Here is a 26,567-nt window from a genome sequence, read left to right as displayed (position 1 = left end):
CATCAATACAACTTATCTACGCCAAATTTGCCATGATAATTCAGAAATTGCATAATAAGTTGTGGTTTTCATGTACGCTCCTCCTCTAACGGTTTGATTAATTGATGATAGCGTACCTCACTCTCGTACTTCTGTCAACTCATTTTTTTCTTCTTGTTTATTTTCCGTTTCTTCAATGATTTTCATATTCCACATAGGTAGTCGATTTAACTCTGGAATAAAGTTCTTTTTCGGTTCTTCAATCGATTCGAAAGTAAATCGGTTTTTCTCGACCCCTTTTTCAAAGAAAACAATCGTTGTCTCATTTGAATTAAGCTGATAAGATTCGCTAATTTGACGGACTTGGTAGACTAGCGGATACACAAAAATTGTGCGATTCAACTCTTTTTCCTTTTGTGCGATTAATTGAAAAATTCTTTTTTGTTCAAGGTTATCCGGTGTACTAAATAGAACCGAAATGGCTTCCGCGTCTTTGATTATCTCATCTTTTTGATACTCAATCGGTTTAAGCTGTTGCGAGGTCATTTTGGAATAAACAAGCGCCTCTAGTTGTGATTGACGAATGGCATTTCTTCCGAAGAACATTGAGAAAAGAAACCCGACAAATAGAACTAAAATTAAAAGGAAAGATAACAAGATTTTTTTCGGGTTTTCTTGTATTTGGTTTTTCCATTCACCCCAATAAGACCTGAAAACATTCATAAGGAACAACCTTTCTAGCAGTGATGCTACTAATAAGTCTAATAGTAACAATTGCCACTTCCTTTCGTCAAGAAAATTGCTATCGATCAATGGAATTCGCTTGTTTTTTCATCACACGACTCGTGCTAGTCAGATAGTAGGGAGTTTGTTATAATTAAGACGAGAAACAAAACGATACGAGGAGGGTTCGGATATGAAAGAAGCGTTAATGCATCTCGTTTTACCATTTTTTGAAACGATTGTTTTCTTATTATATATTTTATGTATGATCGTCTTAGTTTGGGGTGTTCTTTTAGCAGCAAAAGATTTTATTTTCAGTGAGCTTCAGCACCCCAGTCGTGAAAAATCGGTTTATCATCTCACTGGAATCCGTAGTTTTTTGGGTAGTTATATTCTATTAAGTCTTGAGATTCTAATTGCAGCGGATATTGTCGAATCGATTATTAACCCTTCGATTCGTGATTTAATTATTTTGGCTTCGATGGTTGTTATCCGAACAGTGATGGCTTATTTTCTTCACAAAGAAATGCTTGATGCACAAAAAGAACAAGTCGAGATAAAAAAATTAGAAACAAAAGAGAAATAAATCAGAATTTCTACCTTACTTACCACTTATTTCTTAATTATTTGAAAAGAGGAACTCAACGATGTCATTTGATGGTCTTTTTACCCATGTTATGATCCAAGAATTAAAAGATACCCTACAAGGGGGAAGAATTAGCAAAATCCACCAACCTTACCCCAATGAATTAATCCTAGTCATTCGGTCACTAGGAAAGAATCATAAATTATTATTGTCTGCTCATCCAAGCTATGCGCGAATGCATTTAACGGAAATGGTCTACCAAAACCCTGATACGCCTCCAAACTTTGTCATGATTTTGAGGAAATATTTAGATGGCGCGCTCTTACAAGAAATTAAGCAAATTGAAAATGATCGTGTCATCCATTTTTCTTTCAGTCATCGCAATGAATTAGGCGACTTAGAAGATTTGGTTTTAGTCGTTGAACTGATGGGGCGCCACAGTACCATTTTACTACTTAATCAAGAAACAGGAAAAATTCTAGATGCGATTAAACACGTTGGACATTCGCAAAACTCTTACCGTTCCCTTTTACCTGGTGCTACCTATTATGCACCGCCACAAGCAAAAGGCTTGAATCCTTTTGCGATGACGGATGTTCAACTTTTCGAGCAACTATCCTTGCTCGAAGCACGTACACCTAATGAACTTCAACAAACCTTTCAAGGGTTCGGTTTTGATACCGCAACAGAATTAGCAACGCGTTTAAACAAAAATCCCAATGAAAAACTGGCAGTCTGGCAAGCCTTTTTTAAAAACTTAGAAACATTAGAACCAACGATGATTCAAACAGAAAAGAAAGAATACTTCACTCCCTTTCTTTTTCCTTCCTTAACAGATAGCCAAACGACACTGACAAGCTTTGCTTCCCTCAGTCAACTTTTAGATGGTTTTTATCAAGATAAGGCAGAAAGAGATCGCGTCAAGCAACAAGGGGGCGCATTGATTAAAAGAATCACGAATGAAATAAAAAAAAATGAACGGAAACGGTTCAAACGAGAAGAAACGCTGCGTGAAGCTGAAAATGCCGAAGTGTTGAGACAAAAAGGGGAGCTTTTAACGACTTTCTTGCACGACATTCCACGCGGAGCATCCTCTGTTGAACTTCCAAATTATTACGAAGAAAATCGCCTTCTGGTCATTGCTTTGGACCCTGCGCTAACACCGAACCAAAATGCGCAAAAATATTTCCAACGATACCAAAAATTAAGAAATGCGGTCAAACTTGTAGGTGAACAAATTGCTGAAACAGAAGCAGAAATTGCCTATTTGCAAAGCGTTTTAGCCCAGCTAGAGATTGCTGGCCCCATGGATGTCGAATTAATTAAAGAAGAGCTGATTGTGGAAGGTTACCTCAAACGAGCTTCGGTCAAACAAAAACGAAGTACGCAAAAAGCCAAACCCCTAGTCTTTTATGCCAAGGATGGTACTGAAATCTGGGTCGGCCGCAACAATCTTCAAAATGACCAACTAACAATGAAAACAGCGAAGAAAACTGAATATTGGTTACATGCTAAAGATATTCCCGGATCACATGTTATTATTCGTAGTACAGAACCCTCAGAAGAAACGATTTTGGCAGCAGCGGAACTAGCCGCCTACTATTCCAAGTATCGCCACTCTGCTCAAGTTCCTGTTGATTTTGTTCAAGTACGTCATGTTCGTAAACCACGTGGGGCAAAACCTGGTTACGTTATTTACGACAATCAAAAAACTTATTTTATGACACCGGAAGAAAAAAATATTCAAAAGATGAGTGAAAAACCAATGAGTAACTAGCTTCCTCCTAAAAACAAAAAACTGATTTCAAGTTCTCTTTTCAGAACTTGAAATCAGTTTTTTTCTAATTTTCGTTCAACCAGTTTACGGGGTCTTGTTTCCATTTAGCTAGCAAGTCTAAATCTTTTTCTTCGATATAGTTCGCTTCTAAGGCGCTATCTAATAAGGTTGTATAATTTGTTAGAGTAATTAAAGGCATTTCAGCTGCTTTAAAATTCTCTAAACCTTTTGGTAATTCATAAGTAAAGATTGCAGCGACCCCAATGACCTTGGCACCTTCACGGGTTGCTGCTTCACAAGCTTCTAGTACACTACCACCAGTTGAAATTAAGTCTTCAACAACAACCATTTTTTGTCCTTCTTGAATTCGACCTTCAATTTGATTGCCCTTGCCATGTTCTTTTGCCTTGCTACGAATGTAAACCATTGGTAGATCCAAAATTTCTGCAATCCATGCTGCATGTGGAATACCTGCAGTTGCTGTTCCAGCAATGACTTCCACTTCCGGAAATTCTGCTTTAATTTTTTCAGCGAGTCCTTTTGCAATTTCTCGACGAACAGTTGGGTAACTCATCGTCATACGGTTATCGCAATAAATTGGACTTTTCAAGCCACTCGCCCAAGTAAACGGTTTTTCAGGACTTAAAAACACCGCTTCAATTTCTAGTAAATCTTTGGCAATTTTTTTGTCTAACGTTGTCATTTATTTTGCTCCATTCCATTCGTTTTTAATTGCAAGGTAGGCTTCATAAGGTTTTTTTGCTTGCGTGATTGGTCGGCCAACAACAATCACATTGGATCCAATTGTTTTAGCGAGTGCGGGTGTGACTACTCGTTTTTGATCACCCACTGCGGCACCACTTGGACGAATCCCCGGCGTCAAGCACATAAAGCTATCCGAAGTTGCCTGATGAATCTTTTGTGCTTCTAAAGCAGAACAAACCACACCCGCCAAGCCCGCTTTTTGTGCACATTGTGCATAATGTAAGACGCTTTCTTCTAAACTTGTTTGAATCAATTGATCGTCATGCATTTGTTGTTCTGAAGTAGACGTAAGCTGGGTGACGGCGATCAATTGCGGTGTTGTTTGTCCTTCGGGTGTACCTTTCGTTAATCCAGCTTGTGCAGCAGCCATCATTTCTACTCCACCGGCTGCATGCACGTTTGTGATTGCAACCCCTAGTCCTGCAATTCGTTCCATCGCACGACTCACGGTGTTGGGGATATCGTGTAATTTTAAGTCTAAAAAGATATCATGCCCACAGGATTTTAACCAACGAACGATCTCAGGGCCTTCTTGGTAAAAGATTTCCATGCCTACCTTCACAAATAGTTTCTCCTCTGCTGGAAACTTTGTTAAAAATGTCTCAATTTCTTGTTTCGAAGGAAAATCTAATGCAATAATTGGTCTTTCAATCATCCTTGGCGTGCCTCCCGTACTTCTTTAATTAGTTGTTCTAACGATTCGATGCCTAGCTCTTTCATCCGCACAGGTAGTTGTTCAATCAGTTTCGGGCAAATGTAAGGGTCTGTAAAGTTGGCAGTTCCAATGCCAACTGCACTAGCACCAGCCAGATACATTTCCAAGACATCATCCACTGTCATAATTCCACCCATACCAATAATTGGTAAGTTCGAGATGGCCGCAACTTGATTAATCAGTCGAATGGCGACGGGCTTAATTGCCGGCCCTGAAAGTCCCCCTGTTCGGTTTGCAATAATGGGCTGGCGTGTTTTTAAATCAATACGCATGCCAAGCAGTGTATTAATCATCGTAAAACCATCTGCTCCTCCTGCTTCAATTGCTTTTGCAATGGGAACAATATCTGTCACGTTCGGGGATAATTTCACATAGATTGGTACTTGCGAAACAGCTTTCACTGCTTCAGTTAAGCGTCGTGCAATATCTGGATCCGTTCCAAACGTAATGCCTCCTTCTTTGACGTTTGGACAAGAAACATTTAATTCAATCGCTTTGACATTTGGCGCCTGGCTGATTTCACGACAAACAGTGACATAATCTTCTTCTGTCGAGCCAGCGACATTCGCAATGATTGGTAAGTCGGGGTGATTTTTTGCTAGATCAGGAAGCATCTGGGTCATAACGACTTCAAGTCCCGGATTTTGTAATCCAATTGCATTTAACATGCCACTGGGGGTTTCGGCCACTCGCGGCGTTGGGTTCCCAAATCGAGGCTCTGGTGTCGTTGCCTTGACCATAATCGATCCGAGTTGGCCAATATCGTAAAATTTTTCGAACTCTTTTCCAAATCCAAAACAGCCACTTGCGGGAATAATCGGGTTTTTTAGATCGAGTCCTGGTAGTTGTACCGCTAAAGGATTTTTGCTCATTACAATACCACCTTTCCAGCCGGAAAAACAGGGCCTTCATCACAAACTTTCACGCTCTTTAGTCCGGTTTCATCGTCTCTTAATTTATAAACACAAGCATAACAAGCGCCCATTCCACAAGCCATACGTGATTCTAGTGACAATTGAACATTCGCAACCTCGTCTAAAAATTTGGCTTCAACGGCTTTTAATAATCCATTACTGCCACAAGAAAACACTGCACTTGGTTTTTGATCGGATGCCCGTTCAAAAAGATGCCCCACGTTTCCATGTACACCATAACTGCCATCATCTGTTGCAATGTGTGTTTCTCCTAAAGCTTTAAATTCTGCTTCATAATACTTCACATCATTGGAGGCATACCCAAGAAAATGAATGGGTTTGACTCCTTTAGCTACTAACTGTTTTGACAGTTCATACAGTGGAGGAATTCCAATTCCCCCACCGATGATATACGCGGTTTCTCCTGCTTGTAATTGTTCTAAAGAAAAACCATTCCCTAGAGGGCCCATGACATCCACCAAATCACCCGCTTTTAATTGAGCAAAAGCAGCCGTACCATCGCCTTCAATTCGATAAATAATGCGACAAGTCCCCGCTTCGTGATTAATATCGTTAATACTAATTGGTCGACGAAGTAAAAGGTCGGTCTTAGGGGGCAATAGGTGTAAAAACTGTCCTGGTTCGCCCATTTCTTTCACCATTTCACCTTTTAGTGTCATTTCGTAGATCAACGGTGCTAGCATCCGTTGGTCTACGATTTCCATCATCTCTACTTTATTCATCGGAGATTCCCCTTTCAAAATGTTCTTTTTAGATAGCATGAACTGAAAATGCTCTTGACTCCATTACTTTTAAAATTGCTTCTGCGGTGTCTAGTGAAGTAAATAGTGGCACACCTCGCTCGACGGCTTCCCGTCGAATGATAAAGCCATCTTTTGACGTGTTTTGGCGATTTTTATCCATCGTATTGATGACTACTTGTGTTTGACCATTACGGATCCAGTCAATCACGGTTTCTTGTTCATCTGACTCGGTAATTTTCGCAACCGATTGGACGCGCAAGCCACGAGTTGTAAAGTATTCAGCTGTACCTTTCGTTGCGGTTAAGCTAAAGCCTAATTCAGAAAATCGTTTCGCTAAAGCAAAAGATTCTTCTTTTGTTTCATCTGCAATCGTGAATAAAACAGAACCAAACTCTGGAATCCGTAAGCCAGATGCTTCAAAAGCCTTATATAGTGCTTTTTCTAAATTAACATCTGTTCCCATTACTTCACCCGTTGATTTCATTTCAGGGCCTAAATACGTATCGACTTTGAGTAATTTTGTAAAGGAAAAGACAGGTGCTTTAATGTGGACAAGTTCAGAAGTTGGATACAGACCTGATTGGTAGCCTAAATCTTTTAATTTTGTTCCTAAGATCGCTTTGGTTGCGACTTGTGACATTGGAATATCAGTCACTTTACTTAAAAATGGTACCGTTCGGCTCGCTCGTGGATTCACCTCTATCACATAAACTTTTTCCTCATGAATGACAAACTGAATATTCATCATACCTAGGCAGTTTAAACCTAAGGCTAAACGTTTCGTATACTCTTCGATTGTTTGAATGACTTCCTGGGATAAACTTTGCGGCGGATAGACAGCCATCGAATCTCCTGAGTGAACACCCGCGCGTTCGATATGTTCCATAATTCCCGGAATTAAGACTGTTTCCCCGTCACAGATGGCGTCGACTTCGCATTCTTTTCCAAGTAAGTAACGGTCAATTAATACTGGATGCTCCGGCGACGCTTTAACTGCGGAACTCATATAACTTTCCAAATCTTGCTGGTTTTCTACAATTTCCATCCCACGTCCACCTAGCACATAACTTGGACGAACAAGAACGGGGTATCCGATCGTTTCCGCAATTTTGACTGCTTCAGGAATACTAGTTGCTGTGTCTCCTAAAGGCTGAGGAACATTTAACTCTTGTAAAGCTTTTTCGAATAAATCACGATTTTCTGCCCGGTCTAAATCTTCAATGCTTGTTCCTAAAATTTTCACTCCTTGTTTTGCTAAGGGTTCCGCTAAATTAATTGCTGTTTGCCCACCAAATTGAACAATTACTCCTTCTGGTTGCTCTAAGTCAATGACATTTAACACGTCTTCCAAAGTTAGGGGTTCAAAGTATAGTTTATCAGATATTGAAAAATCTGTCGAAACTGTTTCAGGGTTACTATTCATAATGATCGCCTCATAACCAGCTTGTTGAATGGCTTTCACTGAATGCACCGTTGCATAGTCAAATTCAACCCCTTGGCCGATTCGAATGGGTCCTGAACCAAGGACTAAAATAGAAGGTCGTTCACTTTTCTTGCTCTCATTTTCAAGTTCATACGTACTATAGAAATAAGGGGTATTGGATTCAAACTGTGCCGCACAAGTATCGACCATTTTATAAACGGGCTGCACGTTTTGTTGCAAACGTAGTGTTCGAACCTCTGCTTCTGACATCTGCCAGATTTCCGCAATCTTGCGGTCCGTAAAGCCATTTTCTTTGGCTGTTTTTAATAAAGCCATATCATTTTTCGCTTGACTTAACGCTTGTTCAATCTCCACAATATGTAGGAGCTTATCGAGGAATAAGCGATCGACTTTTGTTAATTCGTATAAAGCATCAATCGAAAAACCACGACGGAGCGCTTCAACAAGGTAGAATAAACGATCATCTTGCGCTTTCACTACTTTTTCGCGTAAAAAGTCATCCGATACTTTTGCTAATTCAGGCATTTCCATATGATAGGTTCCAATTTCTAACGATCGAACCGCTTTTAAGAGTGATTCTTCAATCGTACGGCCCATTGCCATGACTTCCCCAGTTGCTTTCATTTGTGTTCCAAGAAGACGTTCGCCCGTTTCGAATTTATCAAAAGGCCAACGTGGAATTTTGGATACCACATAATCAATCGTGGGTTCAAACGCAGCAAAGGAAGTTCCTGTTACCGGGTTAATCATTTCATCTAATGTTAAGCCCACCGCAATTTTTGCAGCGAGTTTTGCAATAGGAAAACCAGTCGCTTTACTTGCAAGGGCTGATGAACGAGAAACACGTGGGTTGACTTCGATCACATAATAATTAAAACTATCTGTATCTAAGGCAAGTTGGACGTTACAGCCACCTTCAATTTTTAATGCGCGAATAATATCAAGTGAAGCATCACGTAACATTTGATGTTCGACATCGGTTAACGTTTGACTTGGAGCAAACACAATCGAATCACCTGTATGAATGCCCACAGGATCAAAGTTTTCCATATTACAAACGACAATTGCGTTGTCCGCAGAATCACGCATCACTTCATATTCAATTTCTTTGAAACCTGCGATACTTCGTTCAATCAAACATTGCGTTGCCGGCGAGAGTTTCAAGCCGTTTTCGGCGATGTGGCGTAGCTCTGCTTCATTGGCGCACATCCCTCCGCCGGTCCCCCCCATAGTAAAGGCTGGACGCACAATAATCGGATAGCCGATTTCATTGGCAAAATCAACTGCTTCTTCTACTGTGGTTACAATGACTGACTCTGGAATCGGTTGATTCAATTCTTCCATTAATTGTTTAAATAAATCACGATCTTCTGCTTGATCGATGGCGGATAATTTTGTACCCAATAGCTCGATTTCTAATTCTTTTAAGATGCCTGATTGGGCAAGTTCCATCGCCATGTTCAAGCCCGTTTGACCACCCAAAGTTGGCAGCAGTGCATCCGGTCGTTCTTTACGCAAGATACGTGCGACAAACTCAAAAGTAATCGGTTCAATATAGACTTTATCTGCAATTTCTTTATCCGTCATAATTGTTGCTGGGTTTGAATTAACTAGCACGACTTCATAGCCTTCTTCGCGTAGCGCGAGACAAGCTTGTGTACCTGCATAATCAAATTCGGCCGCTTGTCCAATGATGATTGGGCCTGACCCAATCACCATAATTTTTTTAATATCTGTGCGTTTTGGCATTAGTTGTGCTCCTTCCATGTATCCATCATTGTTAAAAATTCGTCAAAGAGATAGTGTGCATCGTGTGTTCCTGGAGAAGCATCCGGTTGGAATTGGACACTCATCGCCGGGCAAGACACATGCTTTAACCCTTCAATTGATTGGTCATTGATTTCGCTATAAGTAACGACTAGTTTTTCAGGGTCAAGCGACGCTTCGGTCACGACATAATTATGTCCTTGAGCACTAAAGTGAACTTTGCCAGTTTCCAACTGACGTACAGGATGGTTCCCATGGTGACCAAAGCTCATTTTTGTTGTGTCTGCCCCATTGGCTAAGGCAAACACTTGATGTCCTAAGCCAATTCCAAATAAGGGGATGTGTTTTTGAATTTTTTGAATCGTTTCAATGACTTGAGGAAGATGCTTTGGATTTCCCGGACCGTTTGTAATGATGATTCCATCTGGGCTGAGTTCAAAAATTTCTTCCGCAGTTGCAGTGTATGGTAAAACAGTCAAATTACACTTGCGTTTGGCTAATTCTTTCATCGTACTATGTTTTAATCCAAGGTCTAAAATAACGACATTGTGTCCGACTCCTGGACTCGGATAAGGTTTAACCGTCGATACTTCTTCGACTAAATTCGTTGGTAACACGGCCGCTTTTAATTGGTCGTACGCATGCGAAAATTCATCTCCAGCATCTACAATGCTCGCTTTCATTGTCCCTTTTTCACGGATTTTTCGTGTTAACGCTCGTGTATCGATTCCTGAAATACCAGGAATGCCTTTGCGCGTTAAAAATTCATCTAAGGTCATTTGGCTTCGCCAGTTACTTGCAAGTCTTGCATGTTCTTTAACGACAATTCCTTTACACGTCGGTGATAATGATTCAAAATCGTCGCGGTTAATCCCACTATTACCGATCACTGGATAAGTGAAGGCGATGATTTGTCCATTTGCACTTTGACTTGTCATCGTTTCTTGATAACCCGTCATCCCTGTTGTAAAAATAATCTCTCCAAATGCGCTTGTTGTTGCGCCAAAACCTGTTCCTTCAAAATAAGTACCATCTTCTAAAATTAGCCAACGTTTCATACGTTATCTACCATCCTTTTGCCATGCGATTTTGCCATCTACCAATGTTAATGTTGTGTCGCCATATAATTCCCAACCTACGAACGGTGTATTGACACTTTTCGATAGGAATTGTTGGTCATCGACCGTGTAGGCTGTCGCTAAATCAAAAATAGCTAAGTCTGCTGGTCCACCAATCGTTAAACGTCCCGCGTTTAAGCCGAAAATCTCTGCTGGTTTAATTGCCATCCAATTGATGACTTGTTCCAGTGTGAAAATTCCAGGCTTAACAAAGTGGGTATAAATCATCTGAAATGCATACTCTGAACCGACAATTCCAAACGGAGAATCCACAAAGCTCTGATTTTTTTCTTCATGACTATGTGGCGCATGATCGGTTGCAATACAGTCAATCGTGCCATCCAGTAACCCTTCAATGAGCGCCTGTTGATCTTCGCTACCGCGTAACGGCGGATTCATTTTCCAATAGCCGTGATCTTCCGGAATGTCCTCATCCATTAACACAAGATGATGCGGGCAAACCTCACAAGTAACATGAACGCCTGCTTGCTTTGCTTCACGAATGATGCGGACACTTTCTTTACTCGAAACGTGACAAACATGGTAATGAACGCCGGTTTCTTCTGCAAGTAGTAAGTCACGAGCAATTTGTGAAGACTCTGTGGCACTCATAATGCCTGGTAATCCTAATTCTTCCGAACGTTTCCCTAGATGCATCACACCATCAAAAAGCAACGATTCATCTTCCGTATGGGCAACAATTGCTCGATTATTTTTTGCAGCTTCCTTCATTGCCAAATACATAGTACCTGCTGTTTGAACTCCTACGCCATCATTCGTGAATGCAAAAGCACCGGCTGCTGTTAAGCCGTCATAATCAACGAGGCGATCACTTCTTAATTCTTCAGTGATTGGCGCATATTGCAAGACTTTAACTACCGCATCTTTTTCAATAATCGCTTGTACTTGGTTAAATTTTTCCACGGTATCCGGTACTGGATTTAAATTTGGCATCGCACAAACCGTTGTAAATCCACCTCTTGCAGCCGCTTTACTTCCTGTTTCAATCGTCTCTTTATAAGTGAATCCTGGTTCTCTAAAATGAACATGGACATCGACAAAACCTGGAGTAACGAGCTGGCCCTTTGCATCAATCACTTGTTCGAAAGCCTGATCAGAAAAGTCCTCTCCCATTGCATGGATTTTACCTGCTTTAATCCAAATATCAACCTTGGTTAATTCATTCTCATGGGAAACAATTCTCCCGTTTTTAATTAATGTATTCATGAATAACTTCCTCCTTATGATCTACCTGTTAAAATTGCTTCTAAAATAGCCATTCGCATAAAGACCCCGTTTGACATTTGAGTAATAATTCTCGATTGCATGCTTTCAACCAGTGCATCCGCTAATTCAACGTCTCGATTTACGGGTGCGGGATGCATAATAATCGCATGTTTTTTCATGCGTTCGGCTCTTTCTTCCGTTAAGCCAAACGTTTGATGGTACTCTTCTTTTGAAAAGCCTTTTTCTTCTCCGTGACGCTCGTGTTGTACACGGAGCATCATCATTACATCGACCTCTTCAACTAATTCATCTAAGGGTAAATAGTGTCCGTATACTTCAAACTCTTCTGTATACCATTCTTTCGGTCCAGAAAAAAAGACTTTTGCACCTAAACGTTTTAACATTTGCATGTTGGATTTCGCAACACGTGAATGGGTGATATCGCCAACAATAGCCACTTTTAATTTTTCGAAACGGCCAAATTCTTCATAAATCGTCATTAAGTCAAGTAGGCATTGAGTTGGGTGCTGCCCACTACCATCGCCACCATTAATAATGCCACATTGAATCGTTCGACTTTCAATCAGTTCGTCATAATAGTGTTCATCTCCATGGCGAATCACTGCGACGTCAACGCCAATCGCCGACATCGTTAAGACCGTATCATAGAGGGTCTCTCCTTTAGTGACGGAGCTTTTTGATTCTTCAAATTCAATGGTTTCGATTCCTAATTTTTTTTCTGCCACCTCAAAACTTTTGTGGGTTCTTGTACTATTTTCAAAAAACAAGTTTGTTGCAAAATATTGTTTTTTCTCAGGATTCCATTGTGCGCCACGTTTAAATTCTTGTCCTCGGTGAATCAAGCCCATCACTTCTTGGTCAGATAAGACTTCGACGGATAATAAATGTTTTAAACTAATGCGTTCTGATTGAATAATCATATTGTTTCCTCCTTGAATTACATCTCTTCGCTACGAGATGTTTCTGGCAAAATAAGATTTAAAAAGATACCTAACACGGTTGCCAAAGCCATTGCAGAGAGTGTAAAGGTGCCGATTTCTAGTACCAGACCACCGATTCCTACAACTAAAATGACTGACGCAATAATTAAATTTTTCTTGCGGTCAAAATCGACTTTATTTTCAATTAATATTTTGAGCCCACTTGCTGCGATGACTCCGAAAAGTACGAAGCTTATGCCAGAAATAACCGGATTTGGAATACTTAAGATAAGTGCACTCATTTTACCGACAAAGCCTAAAGCAACTGCAAATACTGCTGCTCCTCCAATCACAAAGACACTATGTACACGTGTGATTGCCAAGACGCCGATATTTTCTCCATAACTCGTTGTCGGTGGACCACCAATCAAACCTGCGACGAATTGGGCCAGGCCATCACCGGCTAAAGTCTTACTCAAACCTGGATCTTCAAAGAAATTTCTTCTTGTCAGTTTATTTAAGACCATTAAATGACCGATATGTTCGGTCATTGTAACAAAGGCAATGGGAGCCATAGTCACGATGGCGCCTAGGTATAATTTGGGCGTATATTGAACAAAAGGGATTTCAAAGTTAGGCAAGGAGAACCAACTCGCATTCGCAACAATACTCAAATCAACAATTCCTGTAAATAAAGCAACGAGATAGCCACTCACGATGCCAAGTAAAATTGGAATCAAGCCTAGAAATCCTTTAAACCACATATTAAAGAAAATTGTCAGGGCCAAAGTTGCCAGCGCGACAAACACGTAGCGAAAATCATAAGCACCACTTTCATTAAACATCGCGCTATTCGCTGCATTGGCAGCTAATCCCAGGCCAATCACCATCACCACTGGGCCAACAACAACTGGTGGTAGAACACGGTCTAACCAAGCGGCACCAATTTTTTTAATCACAAGAGCGACGATGAGATAAACCAAACCAGTGGTCATTGCTCCTTGCGCGATAGCTGGGTACCCTTCCGTTTTCATTAACATTTGCATTGCAGCAATAAATGCAAAACTACTTCCTAAGTATGCTGGAATTTTTCCTTTCGTAACGGTCAAATAGACCAAGGTCCCAACTCCTGAGCTTACAAGTGCAATCCCTGGATCAATCCCAACTAAGCGTGGTACAAGAACCGTTGCACCAAACATCGTAAATAAATGCTGTAAACTCAAACCAATCCACGGTAACGGTTTTGGCCGATCACTAATATCTAACACCGCATCGGGGTTTCTAAATGTCTCTTTCATCTAATCCTCTCCTACCCTTCCTTGTGAATCACAATCCGATCTTTTCCATCTAATTCTTCCATCTCTACGATAATTTCTTCTTTCGTCGAAGTCGGAATATTTTTTCCTACAAAGTCTGCACGAATCGGCAGTTCACGGTGTCCCCGATCAACTAAGACTGCTAAACCAATTCTTTTTGGTCGACCAAAATCCATGATTGCGTCTAAAGCGGCACGAATGGTTCGGCCAGTAAATAAGACATCATCAATCAAGATGACTTCTTTTCCTTCTAACGATACAGGGATATCGGAGTCATGGAGCTCTGCTTCTTCCAATCCTTGTTTTTTATCGTCACGATATAAGGTAATATCTAATTCTCCAACTGGAACTTCTGTATTTTCGAGTTCCTTTAAGCGTTGAGCAATTCGTCGGGCGATGAAAATTCCTCGTGTTTTAATACCAATTAAGACGATATTTTCAATTCCGTGATGACGCTCAATGATCTCGTAAGTAATCCGTGTGATGGCACGTTTCATTGTTAAGGCATCAACGACTTCTTTTGATTTCATTTTTTCTCCTCCTTTTTTTGCAATAAAAAAACTCCTACCCGTTGATAAGGTAGGAGTGAATGTTTGACTGATTTATGGTTACACAAAAAACCATAAGGGTTCCAATTTTTGGATATAAAAGGGCTTATTCGCAAACAAGCTTTTTATATCTTCACTGCCTTCTTAGCCTCACGGGACTATTTTAAAGGGCATCACTATTTGATTAAAATAACTATACTATTCTTTCTTGAAAAAATCAATCTATTTTTTTGAGTTTTTCTAATGTTTCTGAAAACTCTTTGGGCATAGGCACTTCAAATACTAGTTCCTTATTTGTTCGAGGATGTGTAAATCCTAACACTTTTGCATGTAAGTACTGCCCTTTTCCAGCCAAGGTTTTGCGCGGCCCATAAATGGGGTCACCGGCTAAAGGAAAGCCGATATACTGCATATGGACACGAATTTGATGCGTCCGGCCTGTTTCTAATTGTAACTCAACTAAAGTGAAGTGTTCGTAACGTTCCAACACGGTAAAATGAGTGACTGCAGGTTTTCCATCTGCAACGACTGCTTGCATTTTTCGATTCGTTTTTGAACGACCAATGGGCGCATGAATCGTCCCCTTCTCATGTGAGATATTTCCATGAACGAGCGCGACGTACTTTCTTAAAGAAGTTTTGTCTTTTAATTGTTTGGCCAACGCCTCATGCGTAAAATTGTTTTTTGCGACCATCAATAAACCGGAAGTATCTTTATCAATCCGATGAACGATTCCCGGACGAATCACGTCATTAATACTCGATAAATTTTCTAAATGATACAACAAGGCGTTGACCATTGTGCCATTTGGATGTCCGGCTGATGGGTGGACCACCATTCCTTGGGCCTTATTAACAACAGCTAAATCTTCATCCTCATAGATAATTTCTAAGGGTAAGTTCTCAGGTAGTAAATCTAACGCTTTAGGCTCAGGGATGCGAATCGTAATTTCTTCACCCGCAATCACCTTTCGATTGGCCTTGACAGGTTGTTCTTCAACCGTTACAACCCCATTTTTCAACCAATTTTGAATCTGCGTGCGACTGTATTCAGGTAATCGCTCGACTAATACTTTGTCCGTTCGACCGGTTTCTTCTGCAATTGTAATTTTAATTTCTTTGTTCATTTTTTTTTCCTTTCAGTTTTTCCTCAAAGAGCGTGTAACTAAAAATAGCCACTACACCAAGGAACAAGGTGACATCGGCGACGTTAAAGATTGGGAAAGTCATAAATTCTGTTTGAAACATATCGATTACGTAACCTAAACGCATACGATCAATAAAATTTCCTAAAGCCCCTGCAAGAACAAAGGCTAGTCCTATCGTAAATAACCAGTGCTCGTTGCGATACTTAATCAGTAAGTAAGACACAACCGCCACTGCCACAATTGTAATCACAAAGAAAAAAAGCATTTGACCTTCTAGAATACTCCACGCAGCCCCTCGATTTTGAATATACGTTAGGGATAACAAAGATGGGATAAACGGCTGACTCTCTCCTAGAGCCAGATTTGAAACTGTCCAATACTTCACCCATTGGTCAAGTCCGACTAAAATGAAACTAATAAAAAAATAAATCGCTAGCATCTTTTCCCTCTTTTCTTACAAATTTAACAAATCTCTGGGACGAATAATCCCTAATAATTGGCCATTTTGATTTCCATCTGGCGTAATCAAAATCGCTTCAAGTAAAGCTGTTTCCTTAAACATTGCTTCAACCACTGTAATCGGACAATCTTTTGCGACAAATTGATAATTAATTGTTTTTCCATCACTTAAAATCAAGTCACGCGCCACCTTATTTTTGAAATAAAGGTCGCCCATCAAACTTTCCTTAGCCACCCAGTAACCAATGTCTTTTAGAGTAATTAAACCAGTAAAGATCCCCTTTTCATACAAAGGAAATTGGGAATAGCGTTTTTTGGCAACAATTTTTAATAATTCCGTCAAAGGAAGTGTCTGTTCGAAGCCAGTTACTTTTTTTCCAAATCGTGGTAAAACAAGCTCGGGTTGTAGCAATGCCGCTTCGATTGTCAAAATCCGATGAACAATCCATTGGTTTGGTTCCGCAATAATAAAATCTTCTCGAACTTGTTCATGGACAATCGCGTTACGCAATTGAGAGATTTGAATCAAGTCTTCTTCATAGTGCTTAATTGGTAAATCCGATCGACTCGCTAAGCGACGAACCATTTGTGTAAACCCCATATTTCTAGGACTGTCGAGTGCTTCTTTTAGCCATTTTTCGATTCGATTAAAACTCGTTAAAAAAGTATTCGCTTGTTGTCCCACCGAGCCATCCTCCTATTCTCCAATCTCTTTCCAATTAGCTGCTTTTGCGATCATCGCCTGGCACCTTATTTTTTGTTTACCGATAAAGCACCCGTCAAATACTCTTTGCTGGTAATGGATGAGTAAATGATTTTCTTCCCAACAAAATTGTTCAATTTCAACATAAGGAATCACTTCATTCTTCCAAAAACGAACATAAGAAATCTCAAGCGAAGAGGCAGAAAAACGAATAAATCTTCGACGACTGAGCCACACAAAAAAGAAAAAACAGGCAAAAGCCAAATAACTTTTCCAATGAATGCTTGCCTTTTCTAAAGCAAGAATAAAACCGAAAAACAAAAAAATAAATGTCGTTGACCAATAAATAATAGCCAGTGGCAATTCTGGTTGCCAATAAATTTTACGCTCCACTCTTTCTTCCTCCTGAGGTATAATCTATGATAACGATAAAACAAGTAAGGTGGTAAAACGCATGATTAAAGCTTATATCGATGCTTCCACAAAAGGAAATCCGGGGCCAAGTGCTGGCGGAATTCTTTTGGTTGGAGAGAATTTACATAAACAAAAATCTTTTCCACTCCCTATTTTAACCAATCATCAAGCAGAATTTGCAACTTTTGTTGTCTTACTTGATGACTTAATTTCAGAAAACAAGACCGATGAAACGATTTTTGTTTATACCGACAGTAAGATTTTAGCAGATACTATTCAAAAGAACCATACAAAGAATGAAGCTTTCAAAACCTACTTAACTGACATTCAACAAAAACTAAAACTTTTTTCCTTATTAATCGTTCAATGGGTTCCCGAACAAGAAAATAAGGGAGCAGACCATTTGGCCCGACAAGGATTACAAAAAGTCTTGAAATCAAAGAATCGGTGACATCAAGCGAGCGATTGCTTGCTTGAATCGTAACCAGAGTGATTGTTGCTCGATCATTGCAGTTGTTAATTCAATTGATTGGGTTAAATCTTGTTCAAACTGCGCAGAGAGTTGTTGGGTCAACCTTTCATTATAAACAAATGTATTCACTTCAAAGTTTAAGGCGTAGCTTCGAATGTCTTGATTCATTGTACCAAAAGTCGAAAGATTGTCATCTATCATGAGAACTTTCGCATGTAAAAAACCTCCCGTATAAATCGAAATCTTTACCCCTTTTTTATGTAAGTAGTTGGCATAATATTGTGTGGCACGATAGATAAAGGGATGATCTGGCATGCAAGGAATCATAATTCGAACTTCAATGCCTGAACGAACAGCAATTAACAACGCATCCAACATCGGGTCGTCTGGAATCAAATAAGGTGTTTGAATCCAAACACGCTTTTTAGCGCCCAAAATCATTTTGATAAATCCACCCTTTAAAATTTGGTCCTCTCGGTTTGGTCCATCGGCGACCACTTGCAAACTCACTTCGCCTCTTTCTTCTTCATCAGGCAACACAAAAAACTTCGGGTCGTACTTTAAATAGTCTTTTTCATCAATGACTGACCCGTTCCAATCCCGGATAAAAACTTCTTGTAGACTAAACGTGGCCGTCCCTAGGATGCGGGCATGTGTATCGCGCCAATAACCAAATTTCGACGTAACTGTCAAATATTGATCCCCCACATTAAAGCCACCAGTCCAGCCAATTTTCCCATCAATTACTACGATTTTCCGATGCAAATGATAGTTCAAACGAGTTTTTCGAATAAAGTCGCGAGCCGTAATAAAAGGTAAAACTTGTCCTCCCGCCGCTAGCAAAGGTTTGAAAAAGGTCAAACTTGTGCGGCCACCAAAAGGGTCAAACAATACGCGCACTTCGAGTCCCGCTTTTGCTTTTTGGATTAACAAGGCCAACAATTGATTTCCGATTTGGTCATCAAAAATCGCATAGTATTCTAAATGAATGGTTGTTTTCGCTTGTTGAATATCTTTAAACAGTTGGGTGAATTTTTCTTGACCATCGACAAACAAAGTGACTCGATTGCCACGTGTAACTGGCGATTCCTCTGAATGATTAAAATAGTCTTTTAAAAGTTCAGAACTACTAGAGACACTTTCTGAAATAAAAAAACGATTATGTTCTTCAATCATTTGGTTAATCTCAACCATCCGCTTTTCGTAGTGACTGTTTAAACGAACAATCACTTCCTGATCAATTCTTCTACCCGCAAATAAATACAAAAGAAAACCAACTCCCGGCAGGAAAACTAAAGCAAGCATCCAAGCAAAAACACTTGCAATTGATCGGGGACGCCGAAAGACCGTCACAATTGCTCCGATGGTATTGATAATAAACAAAAGTGTTAAAATTCCCAAGAGGGTCTTCCATTCAATTGGATGTGCCATTCACTTCCTCCTTTTATAATAAGTAATGGTGATCAAAAGTTATTTCTAGATGATAGCTTTCTTCGTTCTTTTTTAACGCTCTTTCAATCATGGCAAGAATCGTCTGTTCTTTCAACTGGTGTGATTCAGGCATCACTAAATCAAATTGCAATACTTGATGATCGATGATTCGAAAGTCATGCATTCGCAGTCCAGGGTGCAGACTTTTCAAAGTACTTTTAACCAGTCGATGAATCTTTACATACTCTGGATTATCAATTGGGACGGGATCTAAATGACAAACCAAATGGACCCCTAAGGTTTCTTTCACATCTTGTTCAATTAAATCGATGACTTCATGAGCTTTCATCAAACTCCATCGGCTATCGACTTCAATGTGAACCGAAGCAAATCGCTGTTGTGGTCCGTAGCTATGAATTAATAAGTCGTGATAACCCAAGATCATCGGATATCGGTTGAGTTGTGACTCAATTAATGTAATTTCTTTTTCTGTCGGTCGTTGTCCCAAAAGTTCATTAATAAAATCACGCACCATGATGATGCCGCTATAGAAGATATAACAGGCCAGAATAAAACCGATATACCCATCTATTCGCCACTGAAAAACTTTTTCAATGAATACTGATAGTAAAACGGCACTGGTCATATATACATCATTGAAACTATCTTGTGCATTTGCAAAAAGTGTTTGTGAATGAATGCTTTCTCCCGTTATTCGGTACATCATTCCTTGATAAACTTTTATTCCAATCGATAAGACCAACACAATAAACATCACTTTGGAAAAATGAATCGATGAGGGATTCAAAATTTTAAAAAAAGAACTTTTTAGAAATTGAAAGCCTACAAAACTAATCAAGACGGCCACTGCCAGACCAGTCACATATTCAAAACGCTGATGACCATAAGGATGGTCTTTATCGGCTGGTTTTGCTGCAATTTTAAAGCCAAAGAGGACAATAATCGAAGAAACCGTATCCGAAAGGCTGTTCATTGAATCTGCCATAATCGAAACAGAATTGGCTGAAAAACCAATCATAAATTTCCCAATAAATAAAATGAAGTTACTAATTAGGCCGAAAACTCCCGCAAAGAAACCGACTTTCCCACGCATTTCAGCTGGTTGGTATTTTTTCTCCATTCGATGAATAAAAAAACGAATCATTTGTTTTCATCCCCTTCTTTCTCTTCTTACCATTCTACCGTTTCTTTTCCCTCAATTCAAATACAAGTGCGAAGTGAGTTGAAAGATTAGAAAACTTCAAATTCCTCTGACAAAGTCGTCAAGAATTTGAAGTTTTCTCAATTACTCATTATTTTTCATTTAACCAGTTCGTTACTTCAGCTAAAGCCTCTGGAATTCCTGCAGGATTCTTCCCACCTGCTTGGGCCATATCCGGACGACCGCCGCCACCACCGCCAATTTTTGGCGCAATCGCTTTGATTAAATCTCCTGCTTTAATGCCTCTTTCAATCGCTTGCGGTCTAACTGCCACTAAAAGACTGACTTTCTCAGCAGCTGATGTCGCTAAGACGAGTACATCTGACACATCTTTTTGTTTCCATTGATCGGCGAGTTGTCGTAGTTGATTCATTTCCTTAACGGCAACTTGCGCAGCAATGTAAGTTGTTCCTTGCGCCTCTGCTACTTCTTTAAACAAATCGCTCGCTTGTTGGTTCGCAAGTTTGCTAAGCAATTGTTCATTTTCTTTTTGTAAGTCTCTGACTTGTTGTTGGAGTTGTTCCACTTTATTAACGACTTCTTTTAATTGTGAAGATTTGACGATTTGTGCAATTTCTAGCAGCTGATTTTCTTCTGCGTCAAAATATTCGTAGGCTTCTTTGCTAGTGACCGCCTCAATTCGGCGAACCCCAGCCCCGATTCCTGATTCAGAAGTGATTTTAAATAAACCAATCGCTTCGGTGTTCTTGACATGATTCCCACCACAAAGTTCAATCGACCAATCGCCAACATTTACCACGCGGACTTCCTTGCCGTATTTTTCGCCAAAGAGTGCCATTGCTCCCATTACTTTTGCAGAATCAATATCTGTTTCAATCGTGGTCACAGGAAGTGCTTCCCAAATTTTTTCTTCCACCATTCGTTCCATTCGTTCCAGTTCTTCGTTGGTCACTTGACCAAAATGCGTGAAGTCAAAACGCAGGTAATCCGAAGTGACCAATGAACCTGCTTGATTTGCGTGTTCGCCAAGAACTTCTTTCAATGCTCGGTGAAGCAAATGCGTTGCTGTGTGGTTTTTTAGGACACCATTATGATGGGTCTGATCGACTTGTAACGTATAAGTTTCACCGACTGTTAATTCACCAACTAACACGACTTGGTGAAGATGTTGCCCATTTGGTGCGCGTTTGACATCAGTAATTTCAGCAATTAATTGATTGTCCGCATTTAAAATGACCCCTTTATCAGCAACCTGTCCTCCCATCTCTGCATAAAAAGGTGTTTCTGCAAAAATGGCCTGTGCTTCTCCATCGCCTGCACTTTCAACTAAGGCTTCCTCTTGAATTAAAATTTGCAAGACACTCGATTGATTTAACGTTTCATAACCGACGTATTGGCTTTCAACCGTAATGTCGGTTAATAGACCTGATTGCACATCCATTGATTTTTCTGTTCCACGAGCTGCCCGTGCCCGGTCTCTTTGCGCTTGCATCGCAGATTCAAAACCTGCATGATCCACCGTGAATCCCGCTTCTTCGACAATTTCTTCCGTTAACTCTACCGGGAAACCGTACGTATCGTATAGTTTAAAAATAATTGAACCTTCAAGTTCCGATTGGTTTGTCGCTGTTAATTCGCCGATTACTTGATTTAAAATTGCCATTCCTTCATTAATCGTTTCATGGAAACGTTCTTCTTCGGTTTGAACGACCTTTTGAATGAATGCTTGTTTTTCAATCACTTCTGGGTAGTAGCTCTCCATGATTTGACCGACAACAGGCACCATCTTATATAAGAACGTCGTTGTAATTCCTAATTTTTGACCATGCATAACTGCGCGACGCAACAAGCGACGTAAGACATACCCACGACCTTCATTCGATGGTAACGCACCATCACCAATTGCAAAGGACAACGCACGAATATGATCTGCAATCACTTTAAACGAAACGTCGGTAGCTGGGCTATCCCCATATTTGACTTGACTTAATGCTTCGACTGCTTGAATAATTGGCATAAATAAATCTGTTTCAAAGTTTGTTGGAGCATTTTGAACAATTGAAACAACACGCTCTAATCCCATACCTGTATCAATATTTTTGTTTGGTAGCGGTTCATAAGTGTTATCCGGTTTATGGTTGAATTCAGAAAAAACAAGGTTCCAGATTTCTAAGTACCGTTCGTTTTCTCCACCAGGATAGTTTTCTGGATCATCTTGAGCAACGTCATTAAATGCTTCGCCACGATCATAAAAAATTTCTGTACATGGACCACTTGGACCGACCCCAATATCCCAAAAGTTATCTTCTAATTCAATAACATGATTTTCAGGTAAACCAATTTCTTCCAACCAAATTTGCTTTGCTTGGACATCTTCTGGATAGACGGTTACAAATAATTTCTCTGCTTCAAAAGCCAACCACTTTGGTGACGTTAGAAATTCCCACGCCCAATGAATGGCTTCTTTTTTAAAGTAATCCCCAATTGAGAAATTCCCCAACATTTCAAACATGGTATGGTGACGAGCCGTTCGACCAACATTTTCAATGTCATTTGTTCGTATGGATTTTTGCGCATTGGTCATTCGCGGATTTTCAGGCACAATTGAACCGTCAAAATATTTTTTTAGGGTTGCGACACCCGAGTTAATCCATAAAAGCGTTGGATCATTCACTGGTACGAGTGAGGCGCTGGGCTCAACACTATGCCCTTTTTCTTTGAAAAAATCTAAATACATTTGACGCACTTGTGCACTTGATAGTTGCTTCATTTCTTTTCCTTCTTTCTCTTTTTTTAAGACAAAAAAAACACCCCTGCAAGACAAGGACGTCGACACGCGGTACCACCTTGTTTGCAATGATGTTTGATCATTACCTCTTCATCTCGTTAACGCGGAGTCACGTTGATATTTCTACCAATTAAACCAAAGGGAGCTACTTATCGGTTTCTTGTTTTTCTCTCAGCCTTGAAAAACTTTCTGTAAAGAAATGATCAATAAATAATGTCCTTTTCTACTCTTGAAGTATAGGGAATTTCATTGCACTTGTCAATCCTTAACGATTATTTCCTATTCTTTTTCACAAAATATGCATGCAGACTACTTTTCTCGAATCACAATTGCTTTACGATAGCTATAATCACTCGGATGTAGTGTGGTGTCTTCTGATAAAATTTGTCGTGAGCGGTAATAAGAAGCCAATGGCAAATAGTCAAAGAGCGGAATCCCCACACTCGACTGCTTCTCTAATTTCAAGTGATTCGAATCCGTCATTTCCCAAAAACGACGATGAGAATCGACCACTAAACCAAACATGTTTTCCGCTTGCATTCTACGCGACACTTGTCTTCCTTGAGCGTTTTCTCCGCGTCCAAGATCGTTCCCCCATCGAAATAATCGCCTAGTGCCGCCACCAACAGCATATTCCCATTCATCTTCCGTTAACAGGTCAAATACTTGATCATGGACACTTTGTCTAAGCGTTCGATGCGTACAAATGTCGTGGGTAAAAAGGGCATAAGCGTCTTTTCCTCGAATTAACCGTCCATAGTATTGCCCTTCCTCAAAAAAATCAGTCGGTAATGGCATACTTAAACTCTCTTCAAGTGACTGTGGTTGCTTGAAGCGTGCCCGTAATTGTTGATCAATTGGTAGGAAATCAGCCACTTCGCCATGAAATTCCCCCGTGACTAAATTGAACTCACCAATCGCTTTCGTTCCTGCAGGAATCGCTCGTTTTTGAACAAGCATCGGAGAAATCGCAACTTTACGTAAAGCACTTGTCGATTCATTAACAAAAACATCCCAGTCTTCAGTGGTTTCTAATTGATAAGCTTCTTGAGCTTTTTTGTAAAAGTCTGTTTGATTCGTTGCTGGTACATCCCAGGTAGTAACCGGTAACCCTTGTGTTCCAATGTTCCAACCTAAAATCGCTTCTTTATTTCCTGGAATTAACACGAAACGCTCCCCGTCAATCGAACACTCAAACGTTTGGCACTTAATTCCTGACAAAGCAAATTCTTTATAGGTCACATCAGACACATATTTTAAGGGACTCACAAAATACATTAAAACTTGATTCATTACTTGCATTCGTAATTCATCCGAAAGATTTTTCCAGTTTCTCCACTCCAAAGCATCAAAAAAATTCATCCAGTTCCCTACTTTCACGATTCTTTGTAAATAGTATAACATGCGGTCTTGACTTATAAAAGCCGCGATTACTGTCTGAAAAAAGCCGATTTCCTTACTTAATGTGCCTTGAAATTATAAATCGGCTTTAGTCGATACGTGATTTCAATCGTTTCAGCAATCTTTTCGATGATTGAGTCGGCTGCTTTATAAGCATCCGGCGCTTCGTCTAATATTTTTAGACCGACGGGAGAGGATAGCTTCCTTTCATTTGTGCCTGATAACGCGCAAGTGGAATGTTTTTTGGCTAGGGTCGTTCCAGTCCTGCTACATTTTATTTATTTGAACTTTTCTTGGCTTTCCGGGCAGCCCGAGTCGTTTGACGGCCTTCTAGGCGGCGTTTCGCTTTATTACTCTTATCAATTTCCCATTGAATCTTCTTTTTATACCCAGGTTTGATGTTTTTCTTCTTCTTTTTTACGAGCCCTTGAATTTTCGGGTCTAATTCTTCACGAGTCGTACGTTCCCGCTTTTTCCGACGATTGCGGTCATAACCATCCATGATTTCATTGTTTTTAATTTCTTTTGGTACAAAGGTAACACCCAATTTTTCAATTGCTTGAATCGCTTCTTCTTGCCCAGGCCGATACAAGGTGATCGCTGTTCCTGGTAGATTGTTACGTCCTGTTCGCCCCACACGATGGATAAAGAAATCCAGTTCTTCTGGTACTTCTGCATTGATGACATGCGAAACCCCTTCAATGTCAATGCCTCGTGCAGCTAAATCCGTTGCAACTACATACTGAAATTCCAAATTTTGAACTTGACGCATGATTCGTTTGCGTTCACGTGGCGTAATGTCTCCGTGAATTTTTGCAACTTTTAATCCTTTCCCCTTTAAGTATTCTGTAATTTCATCGACGCGTGATTTCGTATTGGCAAAAACAATGGCTAAATAAGGATGTCCGACAGTTAATAATTGATAAATTAGACGATTGTCTTCTTTTCCTTTGGTTGAAATTAACCAATTGTCGATACTTTCAGAAAGAATCGCTTTCGGTCGAATTTCTTCAATGACAGGATTTTCCATATACTTACGCAAGAATGGGCGTAGGCTTTCTGGAATCGTTGCTGAAAAAACCAGCATTTGGAGTTTTTCTGGGAAGCAGCTGGCAATTTGATCGACTTCTTTTAAAAAACCTAAATCTAAAGTCATATCTGCTTCATCAACAACAAAAGCAAAAGCCGTATGAATTTTCAGTGCTTGTTCATTTACCAAATCCAAAATTCGACCTGGAGTGCCGATTACGACATGAGGTTGTTGGTTTTTCAAACGGTTAATTTGACGTTGTTTATCAGTACCGCCAACAAAATTTCCTACACGCATTTCTGGTATCGAACATTCTGCAATTGCTTTGGCTACTTGATAAAGTTGTGTCGCTAATTCACGACTTGGCGCGGTAATAACAATTTGCACTTGATCTTTGGTCACATCGATTTTATCCATTAATGGTAGTAAGAACGTATCTGTTTTCCCACTCCCTGTTTGGGATTGACCGACAACACTTCGTCCTTCTTGAATCAAAGGAATCAGCTTCCTTTGCACTTCTGTGGGTTGTTTAAAGTTCTTTTTCGTTAACGCTTCATAAATAAATGGTTGGAATGCAAAATTTTCAAATGACATTCAAACACCTTCTTTCTTAATAACATCTTTGTGATTATAACACACTCACTTTTGAAAACCTACTGTAATCAACGTACAAGAAAAAAACGACTAAAAGAAAAAACTTCCTTTAGTCATTTTTTATACCTGCTACTTTCAAGCAGACGGCTCTAAAAAGCTTTCCATAAAGGTTTTTCATTCAAGGACCGACCCTCTCAACCATGTCAATAGGCGTTCGCTTCAACAATCAAAGATTAACAGCAAATTGATTGTCTGCAACTATTTTTTTGCTAAACGAGCTACTCGCTCGTTTATTTAGAATCATGTCCCGCTCTGTCTTTTCCTAGCTTCTTTTGCGAAAAGGCAAGCCTAGTTTTTAAGA

The 26,567-nt window shown here is 39.9% G+C and carries 23 protein-coding genes; 3 read left to right on the top strand and 20 right to left on the bottom strand.

Annotated features, from left to right (window positions below):
- Positions 1 to 117 precede the first annotated feature (117 nt).
- Positions 118 to 585: a hypothetical protein gene (locus tag ACYSNO_RS01180; protein ID WP_461729233.1), complete on the bottom strand. Its 468-nt coding sequence runs from the start codon at positions 583 to 585 to the stop codon at positions 118 to 120.
- Positions 586 to 895: 310 nt separating this feature from the next.
- On the opposite strand from ACYSNO_RS01180, the gene ACYSNO_RS01175 reads away from it, so the two are divergent.
- Together ACYSNO_RS01175 and ACYSNO_RS01170 are read left to right on the top strand one after the other, a co-directional pair.
- Positions 896 to 1,288: a DUF1622 domain-containing protein gene (locus tag ACYSNO_RS01175; RefSeq protein ID WP_461729232.1), complete on the top strand. Its 393-nt coding sequence runs from the start codon at positions 896 to 898 to the stop codon at positions 1,286 to 1,288.
- A 61-nt stretch (positions 1,289 to 1,349) separates the two neighbouring features.
- Positions 1,350 to 3,065: an NFACT RNA binding domain-containing protein gene (locus ACYSNO_RS01170; protein ID WP_461729231.1), complete on the top strand. Its 1,716-nt coding sequence runs from the start codon at positions 1,350 to 1,352 to the stop codon at positions 3,063 to 3,065.
- 64 nt (positions 3,066 to 3,129) lie between these two features.
- Here ACYSNO_RS01170 and pyrE read toward each other — a convergent pair whose 3' ends face one another.
- The 14 genes from pyrE to ACYSNO_RS01100 form a co-directional block, all read right to left on the bottom strand.
- A complete protein-coding gene (pyrE, locus tag ACYSNO_RS01165; RefSeq protein WP_461729230.1) occupies positions 3,130 to 3,768 on the bottom strand; it encodes an orotate phosphoribosyltransferase in 639 nt (212 codons plus the stop codon).
- Positions 3,769 to 4,485, bottom strand: coding sequence for an orotidine-5'-phosphate decarboxylase (gene pyrF, locus ACYSNO_RS01160; RefSeq protein ID WP_461729229.1), 717 nt, complete (start codon positions 4,483 to 4,485; stop codon positions 3,769 to 3,771).
- Positions 4,482 to 5,417: a dihydroorotate dehydrogenase gene (locus ACYSNO_RS01155; RefSeq protein ID WP_461729228.1), complete on the bottom strand. Its 936-nt coding sequence runs from the start codon at positions 5,415 to 5,417 to the stop codon at positions 4,482 to 4,484. The genes pyrF and ACYSNO_RS01155 overlap by 4 nt, the downstream gene beginning before the upstream one ends.
- Positions 5,417 to 6,202: a dihydroorotate dehydrogenase electron transfer subunit gene (locus ACYSNO_RS01150; RefSeq protein WP_461729227.1), complete on the bottom strand. Its 786-nt coding sequence runs from the start codon at positions 6,200 to 6,202 to the stop codon at positions 5,417 to 5,419. The genes ACYSNO_RS01155 and ACYSNO_RS01150 overlap by 1 nt, the downstream gene beginning before the upstream one ends.
- A 28-nt stretch (positions 6,203 to 6,230) precedes the next feature.
- A complete protein-coding gene (gene carB, locus ACYSNO_RS01145) occupies positions 6,231 to 9,416 on the bottom strand; it encodes a carbamoyl-phosphate synthase large subunit (RefSeq protein ID WP_461729226.1) in 3,186 nt (1,061 codons plus the stop codon).
- Complete coding sequence (locus ACYSNO_RS01140) at positions 9,416 to 10,492, bottom strand: carbamoyl phosphate synthase small subunit (RefSeq protein ID WP_461729225.1); 1,077 nt, start codon at positions 10,490 to 10,492, stop codon at positions 9,416 to 9,418. Before ACYSNO_RS01140 ends, carB begins: the two co-directional genes overlap by 1 nt.
- A 3-nt stretch (positions 10,493 to 10,495) precedes the next feature.
- Positions 10,496 to 11,779 (bottom strand): dihydroorotase, encoded by a 1,284-nt coding sequence (locus tag ACYSNO_RS01135; RefSeq protein WP_461729224.1) that lies wholly within the window; start codon positions 11,777 to 11,779, stop codon positions 10,496 to 10,498.
- Between the two features lie 14 nt (positions 11,780 to 11,793).
- Positions 11,794 to 12,720, bottom strand: coding sequence for an aspartate carbamoyltransferase catalytic subunit (locus tag ACYSNO_RS01130; protein WP_461729223.1), 927 nt, complete (start codon positions 12,718 to 12,720; stop codon positions 11,794 to 11,796).
- 17 nt (positions 12,721 to 12,737) lie between these two features.
- A complete protein-coding gene (locus ACYSNO_RS01125; protein WP_461729222.1) occupies positions 12,738 to 14,018 on the bottom strand; it encodes a solute carrier family 23 protein in 1,281 nt (426 codons plus the stop codon).
- Positions 14,019 to 14,029: 11 nt separating this feature from the next.
- Positions 14,030 to 14,566, bottom strand: coding sequence for a bifunctional pyr operon transcriptional regulator/uracil phosphoribosyltransferase PyrR (gene pyrR / locus ACYSNO_RS01120; RefSeq protein WP_461729221.1), 537 nt, complete (start codon positions 14,564 to 14,566; stop codon positions 14,030 to 14,032).
- Positions 14,567 to 14,801: 235 nt separating this feature from the next.
- A complete protein-coding gene (locus ACYSNO_RS01115) occupies positions 14,802 to 15,710 on the bottom strand; it encodes an RluA family pseudouridine synthase (RefSeq protein ID WP_461729220.1) in 909 nt (302 codons plus the stop codon).
- Positions 15,694 to 16,170 (bottom strand): signal peptidase II, encoded by a 477-nt coding sequence (gene lspA / locus ACYSNO_RS01110; protein WP_461729219.1) that lies wholly within the window; start codon positions 16,168 to 16,170, stop codon positions 15,694 to 15,696. Before lspA ends, ACYSNO_RS01115 begins: the two co-directional genes overlap by 17 nt.
- Before the next feature lie 15 nt (positions 16,171 to 16,185).
- Positions 16,186 to 16,875 carry a CBS domain-containing protein gene (locus ACYSNO_RS01105; protein ID WP_461729218.1) on the bottom strand — a complete coding sequence of 230 codons (690 nt, stop codon included), beginning with the start codon at positions 16,873 to 16,875 and terminating at the stop codon, positions 16,186 to 16,188.
- A 12-nt stretch (positions 16,876 to 16,887) separates the two neighbouring features.
- Positions 16,888 to 17,286 (bottom strand): EbsA family protein, encoded by a 399-nt coding sequence (locus tag ACYSNO_RS01100; protein WP_461729217.1) that lies wholly within the window; start codon positions 17,284 to 17,286, stop codon positions 16,888 to 16,890.
- A 61-nt stretch (positions 17,287 to 17,347) separates the two neighbouring features.
- Here ACYSNO_RS01100 and ACYSNO_RS01095 point away from each other — a divergent pair, with 61 nt between their 5' ends.
- Complete coding sequence (locus ACYSNO_RS01095) at positions 17,348 to 17,758, top strand: ribonuclease HI family protein (RefSeq protein WP_461729216.1); 411 nt, start codon at positions 17,348 to 17,350, stop codon at positions 17,756 to 17,758.
- On the opposite strand, the gene cls is transcribed toward ACYSNO_RS01095, so the two are convergent.
- The 5 genes from cls to ACYSNO_RS01070 form a co-directional block, all read right to left on the bottom strand.
- On the bottom strand, positions 17,744 to 19,210 hold the full coding sequence (gene cls, locus ACYSNO_RS01090) for a cardiolipin synthase (protein WP_461729215.1): 1,467 nt from the start codon (positions 19,208 to 19,210) through the stop codon (positions 17,744 to 17,746). The two genes, ACYSNO_RS01095 and cls, sit on opposite strands and share 15 nt — an antisense overlap.
- 13 nt (positions 19,211 to 19,223) lie before the next feature.
- Positions 19,224 to 20,375, bottom strand: coding sequence for a cation diffusion facilitator family transporter (locus tag ACYSNO_RS01085; protein ID WP_461729214.1), 1,152 nt, complete (start codon positions 20,373 to 20,375; stop codon positions 19,224 to 19,226).
- 148 nt (positions 20,376 to 20,523) lie between these two features.
- Positions 20,524 to 23,163: an alanine--tRNA ligase gene (gene alaS / locus ACYSNO_RS01080; RefSeq protein ID WP_461729213.1), complete on the bottom strand. Its 2,640-nt coding sequence runs from the start codon at positions 23,161 to 23,163 to the stop codon at positions 20,524 to 20,526.
- Positions 23,164 to 23,490: 327 nt separating this feature from the next.
- Positions 23,491 to 24,543 (bottom strand): DUF7278 family profilin-like fold-containing protein, encoded by a 1,053-nt coding sequence (locus tag ACYSNO_RS01075; protein ID WP_461729212.1) that lies wholly within the window; start codon positions 24,541 to 24,543, stop codon positions 23,491 to 23,493.
- A gap of 313 nt (positions 24,544 to 24,856) precedes the next feature.
- Positions 24,857 to 26,206, bottom strand: a complete 1,350-nt coding sequence (locus tag ACYSNO_RS01070; RefSeq protein ID WP_461729211.1) for a DEAD/DEAH box helicase — start codon at positions 26,204 to 26,206, stop codon at positions 24,857 to 24,859.
- Positions 26,207 to 26,567: the final 361 nt, after the last annotated feature.

It is taken from the genome of Enterococcus sp. LJL98 (assembly GCF_054871745.1).
The sequence above is the reverse complement of the archived record's forward strand: the minus strand, read 5'-3'. Positions and strand labels throughout refer to the sequence as shown.